This window comes from Klebsiella sp. 2019SCSN059, from assembly GCF_021739525.1.
Taxonomy (GTDB): Bacteria; Pseudomonadota; Gammaproteobacteria; order Enterobacterales; family Enterobacteriaceae; genus Klebsiella; species Klebsiella quasipneumoniae.
In genome coordinates this window covers 276,910-287,711 of sequence record NZ_JAKKOM010000003.1, presented here as the reverse complement: position 1 = coordinate 287,711, position 10,802 = coordinate 276,910, and the positions used below count along the sequence as shown (strand labels likewise).

Sequence of the window (10,802 nt, the reverse complement as noted above, 5' to 3'; positions counted from 1 at the left end):
CTATTTTTTCGGTCGATATTTTTCCGGCAGCGGCGGCACCGGCCGCCTGTCATCCAGCAGATGGCGAAGGGTCAGGATCGGGTGGCGCCAGAGCATTCGTGGCCCGGCCCAGCGCATAATCTGCTTCATCTCTTCGCGCTTCGCCGGCTGATAGCAGTGTACCGGACACTGCTTGCAGGCCGGTTTATTGTCGCCAAACACGCACTTATCAAGCCGCTTGTCGGCGTAGGCGTTCAGCGCCTGATAGTGCTCGCCGTCGTCGCGGGCATCCGGACAGCGGCGCTGATAAAGCCCAATCATCCGACCGATCGTCTGCTTTTCACGTTCGATGCGTTTGCCCACCGTCAACTTCCCTCCCCACAAAAAGATGCATCAATAATACACCTTTTAAACGGGCCACGCAGCCGCTTTCCTAATGATTAGGTCGGGTTAGCGGGTTTATCAACATGCCCCAATGCTTTTTCCGGGAAGCAGACATCGCGCACCCGGCGTTTCAGCTCTGCCGCATCCGGAAAGCCGCCATCCTGCTTCCGCTCCCAGATCTGCTGGCCGTCGATATCGATAGTGAAGATCCCGCCGGTGCCCGGCACCAGCGTCACCGAGGCGATATCGGTGCTGAAGGTGTGTAACAGCTCCTGCGCCATCCAGCTGGCGCGCAGCATCCAGTTGCACTGGGAACAATAGGTGATGGTGATAGCCGCTTTTGAATTCATCGTCATCTCGCTCAGGCTGAAAGGGCACAGTGTAAACAAAGTGCAGTTTAAATGAGGAATACATGAATATTTTGTTGCAAACGATAATACCTATCATTACCATTCGCAATCAACAAATGGAGTGAGACCCTATCCGCAACGGAAAAGACGGAGCAACCTGCAACTCTGGAAGTAACGCGTGAGCCGATACTAATAACGATCAAGGCGTGGCGACTATGTACAAATCGACTCCGTCAGCAGCAGGGTGTAAAAAACGCCTGCTGGTGACCTCTTTGCTTGCAGCAATTTATCAAACTTCTGCCGTCGCAGCAGGCACTTCCGCCATCGGCGGCGAGGCGGTGGATGACACCTCGGAACAAATGACCGTCACCGCTCCCGCGCCGGCGCAAAAAGCCGGTAACGAGCACAGCATCAGCGCCCGGGAGCTGGAGGACAAAGGCGCTAACGATTTCGGCTCGATCATGCGCTATGAACCGCTCATCAGCGCCACCGGGGCCAGCGGCGGCTCCGGCAACGGCAAAAGCGGCTTCGACCGCGGGGGCTACACCGGCTACAACATTCGCGGCATGGAGAGCAACCGCGTCGGTATCGACGTGGACGGTATCGCCCAGCCCAACGCCACCGGCCGCGGCTACGTCGGCCGCTCGGGGCTCAATACCTTCGGCATCGGCCGCGATTATATCGACCCGTATATGTACGGCAGCGTGGATATCCAGTCCGGCGCCACCTCGACGGAAACGGCCAACAGCGCCATCGGAGGGAATGTCTCCTTCCGCCCGAAATCGGCGGATGATTACCTGCGCCCGGGCAAAACCAGCGCCTTCGGCTATCGCAGCGGCTACGACTCCGCGGATCGCAGCTGGCACAACGGGGTGACCGTCGCCGGCGGCGATGAGTTCCTGCGCGGCATTTTGGTCTACAGCCGCCGCGACGGCCAGGAAACCGAAAATAACAGCGACACCGTCGACGCCTACCCGGCGAACTGGCACTCCGATGCCTTTCTGGCCTCCGGGATCTGGCAGCCCAACGACGAGCACAAGCTAACCAGCACCTTCGACTATTACCACAAAACCAACCACACCCACTACGATACCTGGGATTCCAGCGGCAACAGCACCATCGGCACCGCCAACCAGACCAGCCAGACCCGACGCTGGGGCCTGAGCCTGAAGGATGACTGGACGCCGATGAATGACTACCTCGACAGCGTCTCCACGAAAATCTACTACCAGCATACCGAAGCCCATGACTGGACGTATATGCCGGACAGCGTCACCCGCAGAATGCAGACGGTGAACTCCAACTACGACACTGACACCTGGGGCCTGCAGACCGCGCTGGCGAAAACCCTGGGCCGCCACGATCTGAGCGCCGGTTTCAACGCCAGCACCAGCAAAACCCAGCGGCCGTTCAGCCAGTCGCCGATCCCCAGCGTTTACAGCGAGATCATGCAGCCGGAGGCAGACAGCCGCAGCTACACTCTCGGCGGCTTTGTCCAGGATAAGATCAACTTCGACCTTGATAGCCACAACTTCGCCATCATTCCCGGCGTGCGCGTGGTGCATCAATCGACGAAGCCGGAAAATCTGTCCGACCTTGCCGCCAACAGCAGCGCGCTGACCGAATCGTCAGTAGCGAATCTGTACGGTAAAAACAGCGATACCCAGGTTCTGCCGTCGTTGACTTTCCAGTACGACCTCACCCCGCGCCTGATGACCTACCTGCAGTACCAGCGCGGCGCGCAGTTCCCCAACGCCAGTCAGCTGTATGGATCCTGGAACCTTGGCTCCAGCTACGCCGGCAGCCAGCAGTATGCCCTGATCGGCAATACCGATCTGAAGACGGAAACCAGCGATAATCTCGAGTGGGGGCTGAAGGGGGAAGTTACCGAAGGCATCACCCTGCGCACAGCGCTGTTCTACAACAGCTATAAGAACTTTATCGCCTATACCCGCTATACCCGGGCGAATAATCCGGGCCAGTTCACTAACGTGCCGTCGAATATCTACACCATTTATCAGGCGGAAAACCGCGATAAAGCCTATATCTACGGCGGTGAAATCAGCACTAAATTTAACTTTGGCACCTGGTATGAGCAGGTGGACGGCCTGAGCGCCACCCTCGCCCTCGGCTATAGCGAAGGGAAATCGAAATCCAGCTACAGCGGCGATAAATACGTCGACCTCGACAGCGTAGCGCCGATGAAAGCTATCGTCGGCGTGGCGTGGGACGATCCGGCGAAACGCTACGGCACCGCCCTGACGGCGACCTTCGTCAAGGGGAAACAGGCGACCGCCACCAACCGCGAAAGCTACAGCAACAGCGGTTCCGCCATCGCCGATGCCAGCAGCGACTATATGCGCGTGCCGGGCTACGGCATGCTGGACTGGACCGCGTACTGGCAGGTAGCGAAAAACGTGCGCCTCAATGGCGGGGTCTACAACCTCACCGATCGTAAATACTGGGATTACCTGAGCAGCCGCAATATCGAGACCGGCACCAGCCAGGACGCCAATGATAAAGCGCTGGCGGTCATGCCGGGCCGCACCTGGCAGCTTGGGGTCAACGTCGACTTCTGATTGCCCGAATAACAACTCACCTGCCCCCGGCCCGCCGGCCGGGGATATTGAACATTGAGAAGGATATGATTATGCCCAATGCCCACCCCGATCTGTGGCAGCGCTACCAGGCCACCAAAGCGTCCAGCACCGCGAAATATGCCCGCGATATCGCTGCGGAAATGGGGATCAGCGAAGCCGAGCTGACCGCCGCCCGCCTCGGTCACGATGCCGTGCGCCTGATCGATGACGCCCGGGCGCTGATTGCCGCCCTGGAGCGCGTCGGTGAAACCAAATGCATCTGTCGCAACGAGTATGCCGTCCATGAGCAGGTCGGCCAGTTCACGCACCAGCACCTCAGCGGCCACGCCGGGCTGGTGCTCAACCCGCGCGCGCTCGACCTGCGTCTGTTCCTCAGCCAGTGGGCCAGCGCCTTCCATCTGAACGATAACGGTCGCCAGAGCATTCAGTTTTTCGACCACCACGGCGACGCCCTGCTGAAAGTCTATGCGACCACGCAGACCGACATGGCGGCCTGGGACACCCTGATCGCAGAACATCGGGTGGCGGCCCCGGCGCCGCTGGCCCTGCGCCCGCTGGAGCCGGTGAAATATGCCGAGAGCGCCGACGGCGCCGCCCTGGAGAACGACTGGCGCGCGATGACCGACGTACACCAGTTCTTCGGTCTGCTGCGTAAATATCAGCTTTCCCGCCAGCAGGCCTTCCGCCTGGTGAGCGACGACCTCGCCTGCCGCGTTGATCGCCATGCGCTGCCAGCGTTACTGGAGACGGTGCGCCAGGAGGGCAATGAAATCATGATTTTCGTCGGCAATCGCGGCTGCGTGCAGATCTTCACCGGCGCCCTGGAAAAGCTGGCGCCGATGCGCGGCTGGCTGAATATCTTCAATCCCACCTTTACCCTGCATCTGCGTGAAGAGAGCCTCGATGAAGTGTGGGTGACCCGCAAGCCGACCTCAGACGGACACGTCACCAGCGTCGAGCTGTTCGCCAAAGACGGCACCCAGATCGCCCAGCTCTATGGCCAGCGCAGCGAGGGCCACCCCGAGCAGGCGCAATGGCGCCAGCAGGTGGATCGTCTGACCCGCGAAGGACTGCCCGCATGATGCGCTGGTTACTGCTTCTCATCGCCTTCCCGTTGCTGTGCCACGCCGCCGTGGAGCGGCTCGTCACCCTCGGCGGCGATGTCACTGAGATCGTCTATGCCCTTGGCGCGCAACAGAGCCTGGTCGCCCGGGACAGCACCAGCAGCTGGCCCCCGGCGGCGCAAAAGCTGCCGGATGTCGGCTACCTGCGGCAGTTGAACGCCGAGGGGATCCTCGCATTACGTCCGCAGCTGGTGCTAGCGAGCGCCCAGGCGCAGCCCTCGCTGGTTTTACACAAGGTGCAGGCGAGCGGCGTGAAGGTGGTAAACGTGCCGGGCGGCGAAAGCCTGGCCGCGATTGATAACAAAGTGGCCGTCATTGCCGAAGCGTTAGGCAAAACCCCGGCAGGCGACGCGCTGCGCCAGCAGCTTCAGCAACAGATCGCCGCCATTCCAACGCAGCCGATTGCCAGGCGGGTGCTGTTTATTCTCAGCCACGGCGGAATGAATACCCTGGTGGCCGGGCAACGCACCGCGGCCGATGGCGCCATTCACGCCGCCGGGCTGCAGAACGCGATGCAGGGCTTCGACCACTATCGGGCGATGTCGCAGGAGGGGGTGGCCGCCAGCCAGGCGGATCTGGTGGTGATCTCCGCCGATGGTCTCAAAGGGATGGGCGGCGAAGCCGGGCTGTGGAAACTGCCCGGCCTGGCACAGACCCCGGCGGGGCGTCATAAGCAGCTGCTGACGATCGACGATATGGCCCTGCTCGGCTTTGGGCCGCGCACCCCGCAGGCGATTATCGCGCTGCGTGAAAAAGCGGAGCATCTGCCCTGATGCGCCCTGCCCTCACCCGCCGTTTGCTGTTGATGACGCTGCTGCTGGTCCTGCTGACGCTGTTCGCCACCACCCTTGGCGCGATGCGTTTGCCGCTGGCCAGCCTGCTGCCCGCCGGGGATGAGATGCTGCGCCACATCTGGCTGACCATCCGTCTGCCGCGGGTGCTGCTGGCCCTGCTGGTAGGCGCGGCGCTGGCCCTCTCCGGCTGCGTGATGCAGGGGTTGTTTCGCAACCCGCTTGCCGACCCGGGCCTGCTGGGCATCAGCAGCGGCGCCGCGCTGGCGGTGGCCAGCTGGCTGGTGCTCCCGCTCTCCGCAACGGGGCTGATCGCTCTGTATATGCCGATGCTGGCGGCGTTTATCGGCAGCCTGGCGGTGATGGTGGTGATTTTTATCCTCAGCCGGGCGGAGGAGGGGTCGCTGTCGCGCCTGCTGCTGGTGGGGATCGCCATCAACGCGCTGTGCGGGGCGCTGGTCGGCGTGCTGGCCTGGCTGAGTAACGACGCCCAGCTGCGACAGCTGTCGCTGTGGGGCATGGGCAGTCTGGGCCAGGCCGAGTGGCCGACCCTGTTGGTGGCTGCGACCCTGATCATCCCGGCGGCGCTGGCGGTGTGGTGGATGGCCTCCCGCCTGAATTTGCTGCAGCTCGGCGATGAAGAAGCGCACTATCTCGGGGTCAACGTGCGGGCGCTGCAGCGCTGGCTGCTGCTGTGCAGCGCGGTGCTGGTGGCCGCGGCGGTGGCCATTAGCGGCGTCATCGGCTTTATTGGCCTGGTGGTGCCGCACCTGATGCGCCTGTGGCTGGGGCCGGACCATCGCGGGCTGATCCCCGGCTCGCTGCTGGCCGGCGCGATCCTGCTTCTGCTGGCCGACACCCTGGCCCGCACCGTGGCGGCGCCGGCGGAGATGCCGGTCGGTCTGCTCACCAGCCTGCTGGGCGCCCCCTGGTTTCTGTGGCTGGTCTTTCGTCGGGAGAACCCCAAACATGGCTAATGAATATTGCGCGCAGGGGCTGGCGCTTCGCCTCGGCCAGCGGCAGATTATCGACAACATCTCCGTCGCGCTGCGCGGCGGCGAGATGACGGCGCTTATCGGGCCGAACGGCGCTGGCAAATCCACCCTGCTGCGGCTGCTGACCGGGTACCTGACCCCGGATAGCGGTACCCGCCGTCTGGCGGGCACGCCGCTGGAGGCGTGGTCACCCGAGGCGCTGGCGCGCCGGCGGGCGGTCATGCTACAGCGCACGGCCCTGCAGGCCGACTGGACGGTGGAAACGGTCATCGCCATGGGGCGCTCGCCGTGGGGCCCGACCGCGGACCCGGCGGAGCTGGCGGCGGTAATGGCCGTCACCGGCTGCGATGACCTTGCCGGCCGCCGCTATCCCGCCCTTTCCGGCGGCGAGCAGCAGCGGGTGCAGCTCGCCCGCTGTCTGGCGCAGCTGTGGCGCGACGGCGCGCCGCAGGGCTGGCTGTTTCTCGATGAGCCCACCTCGGCGCTGGACCTTTACTATCAACAGCATCTGCTGCGCTTGCTCAAACGGCTCACCGCCGGCGGGCAACTGCACGTGTGCGTGGTGCTGCATGACCTTAACCTCGCCGCCCTGTGGGCCGACCGCATCCTGCTGCTTCACCAGGGCCGCCTGGTCGCCCAGGGGACGCCGCAGGAGGTGATCCAACAGTCGGTTATCCATCGCTGGTACGGGGCGGATGTCCGCCTCGGCCAGCATCCGGACAACGCGGCCCCCCAGGTCTATCTGGCGCCGTAACCCCCGCGCGGCGCAACTGGAATCCGGATCGCGCCGCGCGCGTTCGGTATTACACCGCAAAAGCTGATGAGCATTATACTTTCATATCTATCAGCGTTCCCTTTTGAGGGTCCCCATGAGCCGATACACAGTTGCTGGCAGCGAAGGCCAGTATGAGAAAAATTCAGGTGAACGGGTTTTGGCTAATAAACTCGGGATTGCTGACGCAAATGAGATGGATAGCGTAGAACTGGTACTGCTGGAACAACTTTATCGCTCGGTTTTTGAGGAACACTTTCCAACCGGATTGCTCAGCGTCAATATCCTGAAAAAGTGGCATTATCGCTGGTTAGGCAATATCTATGCATGGGCAGGCCAGGAAAGAACGGTCAATATCAGCAAAGGCGATTTTATGTTCGCCCCTTCAACACAGCTGGCTAAACTGCTAAACGATTTTGATAAGAAATACCTTGCTCATTATACGCCTTGTTCAGGCATGAGTGAATTGCAGCTCACAGAAGCTATCGCAGTCACACATGTTGAATTGATCCTCATCCATCCATTCAGAGAGGGTAACGGGCGTTTATCACGATTATTAGCTGATGTGATGGCGGTGCAGGCTGGCTATAAACCGCTGAATTATCAAAGCTGGGAACAAAACAAAACCCAGTATATATCGGCTATCCATGCAGGTTTGACTCTGGACTATCGACCGATGAAACACTGGGTCAGCATGGCCTTAAGAAGGGATTAGGCAAGACGAAGATGCGCATATTTTTTGCGCGCGGCTTCAAGACTCTCTTCAACTCTGGCTGAGGGTTGCCCTGTCTCGACCGCGGTTGATGTCGCAACAGAACGAACGATGTCAGCGCGGGAAGGTCTGGCGTATGTGGCCTGATCTTTTTTGTTGTGACTCATGGCATCTCCCTTTTCATTCACCTGATGGTTTCAGTATATCAAGGATCGTTGCTAACTGCTGCCGTTAAGGCTTATCCAGGGAAATATCGGATAGGGCTTTTTTGAACCGGTAACTGCACATCCTGATGCTGGCTTTTGATGACTCATCCCCCTCTGCAACTGGAATCCGGATCGCGCCGCGCGCGTTCGTCAGTTTCCCTCGCCTGCCCATCTCCGTTATCATGTCTCATCCATGTGATAACGACGAAAACAACAAAATCGCAGCCATTTCAAATCAGGGATCTGGATAACACCCCATGAGCACAATTGACAATCTCGACGCCCACACGCCGATGATGCAGCAGTATCTCAAGCTGAAGGCGCAACATCCTGACATTCTGCTGTTTTACCGGATGGGGGATTTTTACGAGCTGTTTTATGAGGATGCGAAACGCGCGTCGCAGCTGCTCGATATCTCGCTGACCAAACGCGGCGCCTCCGCGGGCGAACCCATTCCCATGGCCGGCATCCCCCACCACGCGGTGGAAAACTATCTTGCGAAACTGGTTAATCAGGGCGAGTCGGTAGCTATTTGCGAGCAGATAGGCGACCCGGCCACCACCAAAGGGCCGGTCGAGCGTAAAGTGGTGCGTATCGTCACGCCGGGCACCATCAGCGATGAAGCGCTGCTGCAGGAGCGTCAGGACAACCTGCTGGCCGCCATCTGGCAGGACAGCAAAGGCTTTGGCTACGCGACGCTGGACATCAGCTCCGGCCGCTTCCGCCTGAGCGAACCGGCCGACCGCGAAACCATGGCGGCAGAGCTGCAGCGCACTAATCCGGCGGAGCTGCTGTACGCGGAAGATTTTGCCGAATCGTCGCTGATCGAAGGCCGCCGCGGTCTGCGCCGTCGCCCGCTGTGGGAATTTGAAATCGACACCGCGCGCCAGCAGCTTAACCTGCAGTTCGGCACCCGCGATCTGGTCGGCTTCGGCGTGGAAAACGCCCCCCGCGGCCTGTGCGCCGCCGGCTGCCTGCTGCAGTATGTCAAAGACACCCAGCGCACCTCGCTGCCGCATATTCGCTCCATCACCATGGAGCGCCAGCAGGACAGCATCATTATGGATGCCGCCACCCGCCGTAACCTCGAGATCACCCAGAATCTCGCCGGCGGCACCGATAACACTCTGGCCTCGGTACTCGACTGTACGGTGACGCCGATGGGCAGCCGGATGCTCAAGCGCTGGCTGCATATGCCGGTCCGCGATACCGCCGTGCTGGTGGAGCGCCAGCAGACCATCGGCGCGCTGCAGGAGCGCTATACCGAGCTGCAGCCGGTGCTGCGCCAGGTCGGCGATCTGGAACGTATTCTGGCGCGTCTGGCGCTGCGTACCGCCCGTCCACGCGATTTAGCCCGCATGCGTCATGCCCTGCAGCAGTTGCCCCTGCTGCGCGAGCAGCTGGCTGACGTTGACAGTCAGCCGGTGCAAAAATTGCGCGAAAAAATGGGCGAGTTTAGCGAACTGCGCGAACTGCTGGAGCGCGCGGTGATCGACGCCCCGCCGGTGCTGGTCCGCGACGGCGGGGTCATCGCTCCAGGCTACAGCGCAGAGCTGGACGAGTGGCGGGCGCTGGCCGATGGCGCCACCGATTATCTCGATAAGCTGGAGATCCGCGAGCGCGAGCGGCTGGGCCTCGACACCCTGAAGGTCGGCTACAACGCCGTCCACGGCTACTACATCCAGATCAGCCGCGGCCAGAGCCACCTCGCGCCGATCCACTACGTGCGACGCCAGACGCTGAAAAACGCCGAACGCTATATTATTCCTGAGCTGAAGGAATACGAAGATAAGGTGCTGACCTCCAAGGGCAAAGCGCTGGCGCTGGAAAAGCAGCTTTATGACGAACTGTTCGACCTGCTGCTGCCGTACCTTGCCGACCTGCAGGCGAGCGCCAGCGCGCTGGCCGAGCTGGACGTGCTGGTCAACCTGGCGGAACGCGCGGAAACCCTCAACTACTGCTGCCCGACCTTTAGCGATAAGCCGGGCATTCGCATCAGCGAAGGCCGCCATCCGGTGGTCGAGCAGGTGCTGAAAGAGCCGTTTATCGCCAACCCGCTGCAGCTGGCGCCGCAGCGGCGGATGCTGATCATCACCGGGCCGAACATGGGCGGTAAAAGTACCTATATGCGCCAGACCGCGCTGATTGCGCTGCTGGCCTATATCGGCAGCTACGTCCCGGCGCAGAAGGTGGAGATAGGCCCCATCGATCGCATCTTTACCCGCGTCGGCGCGGCGGACGACCTGGCCAGCGGCCGCTCGACCTTTATGGTGGAGATGACTGAAACCGCCAATATCCTGCACAACGCCACCGAACACAGCCTGGTGCTGATGGATGAGATTGGCCGCGGCACGTCCACCTACGACGGTCTGTCGCTGGCATGGGCCTGTGCGGAAAATCTCGCAAACAAAATCAAGGCGCTGACGCTGTTCGCCACCCACTACTTCGAGCTCACTCAGCTGCCGGAGAAAATGGAAGGCGTCGCCAACGTCCATCTCGACGCGCTGGAGCATGGCGACACCATCGCCTTTATGCACAGCGTGCAGGATGGCGCGGCCAGCAAGAGCTACGGCCTGGCGGTCGCCGCGCTGGCCGGGGTGCCGAAAGAGGTGATCAAGCGCGCGCGGCAGAAACTGCGCGAGCTGGAGAGTATCTCGCCCAACGCGGCGGCGACCCAGGTCGACGGCACGCAGATGTCGCTGCTCGCCGCTCCGGAAGAGACCTCGCCTGCGGTTGAGGCGCTGGAGAATCTTGATCCGGACTCCCTGACCCCGCGTCAGGCGCTGGAGTGGATCTACCGTCTGAAAAGTCTGGTCTAGCGCCCCATTAAGGTGAAAAACGGCAGCGCCGCTCAGCGCTGCCGTTTTAACAAACTAAAAATGGGTGCAA

The 10,802-nt window shown here is 61.4% G+C and carries 10 protein-coding genes; 7 read left to right on the top strand and 3 right to left on the bottom strand.

What is annotated here, in order from left to right; all coding sequences use genetic code 11:
• Nucleotides 1-342 carry a nitrous oxide-stimulated promoter family protein gene (locus tag L2I46_RS05970; RefSeq protein ID WP_023290806.1) on the bottom strand — a complete coding sequence of 114 codons (342 nt, stop codon included), beginning with the start codon at nucleotides 340-342 and terminating at the stop codon, nucleotides 1-3.
• Between the two features lie 77 nt (nucleotides 343-419).
• On the bottom strand, nucleotides 420-713 hold the full coding sequence (locus L2I46_RS05965) for a SelT/SelW/SelH family protein (RefSeq protein WP_004205627.1): 294 nt from the start codon (nucleotides 711-713) through the stop codon (nucleotides 420-422).
• A gap of 215 nt (nucleotides 714-928) precedes the next feature.
• Between L2I46_RS05965 and L2I46_RS05960 the strand changes: the two genes are divergently transcribed.
• The 6 genes from L2I46_RS05960 to L2I46_RS05935 all read left to right on the top strand — a co-directional run bounded on the left by L2I46_RS05960 (nucleotide 929) and on the right by L2I46_RS05935 (nucleotide 7,710).
• Nucleotides 929-3,292, top strand: a complete 2,364-nt coding sequence (locus L2I46_RS05960; protein ID WP_117136212.1) for a TonB-dependent receptor domain-containing protein — start codon at nucleotides 929-931, stop codon at nucleotides 3,290-3,292.
• A gap of 71 nt (nucleotides 3,293-3,363) precedes the next feature.
• Nucleotides 3,364-4,395: a hemin-degrading factor gene (locus tag L2I46_RS05955; protein WP_023290808.1), complete on the top strand. Its 1,032-nt coding sequence runs from the start codon at nucleotides 3,364-3,366 to the stop codon at nucleotides 4,393-4,395.
• Nucleotides 4,392-5,210, top strand: a complete 819-nt coding sequence (locus tag L2I46_RS05950; RefSeq protein WP_117136214.1) for a heme/hemin ABC transporter substrate-binding protein — start codon at nucleotides 4,392-4,394, stop codon at nucleotides 5,208-5,210. Before L2I46_RS05955 ends, L2I46_RS05950 begins: the two co-directional genes overlap by 4 nt.
• Nucleotides 5,210-6,205, top strand: coding sequence for a FecCD family ABC transporter permease (locus L2I46_RS05945; RefSeq protein WP_117136216.1), 996 nt, complete (start codon nucleotides 5,210-5,212; stop codon nucleotides 6,203-6,205). The genes L2I46_RS05950 and L2I46_RS05945 overlap by 1 nt, the downstream gene beginning before the upstream one ends.
• Entirely contained in the window at nucleotides 6,198-6,977 is a 780-nt protein-coding gene (locus L2I46_RS05940; protein WP_060591945.1) for a heme ABC transporter ATP-binding protein, read from the top strand. The genes L2I46_RS05945 and L2I46_RS05940 overlap by 8 nt, the downstream gene beginning before the upstream one ends.
• Before the next feature lie 115 nt (nucleotides 6,978-7,092).
• A complete protein-coding gene (locus L2I46_RS05935; RefSeq protein WP_023290812.1) occupies nucleotides 7,093-7,710 on the top strand; it encodes a Fic/DOC family protein in 618 nt (205 codons plus the stop codon).
• Here L2I46_RS05935 and L2I46_RS05930 read toward each other — a convergent pair.
• Nucleotides 7,707-7,874: a hypothetical protein gene (locus tag L2I46_RS05930; RefSeq protein ID WP_162838135.1), complete on the bottom strand. Its 168-nt coding sequence runs from the start codon at nucleotides 7,872-7,874 to the stop codon at nucleotides 7,707-7,709. The genes L2I46_RS05935 and L2I46_RS05930 overlap by 4 nt on opposite strands.
• A 296-nt stretch (nucleotides 7,875-8,170) precedes the next feature.
• On the opposite strand from L2I46_RS05930, the gene mutS reads away from it, so the two are divergent.
• Nucleotides 8,171-10,732, top strand: a complete 2,562-nt coding sequence (mutS, locus tag L2I46_RS05925) for a DNA mismatch repair protein MutS (RefSeq protein ID WP_236947616.1) — start codon at nucleotides 8,171-8,173, stop codon at nucleotides 10,730-10,732.
• Nucleotides 10,733-10,802: the final 70 nt, after the last annotated feature.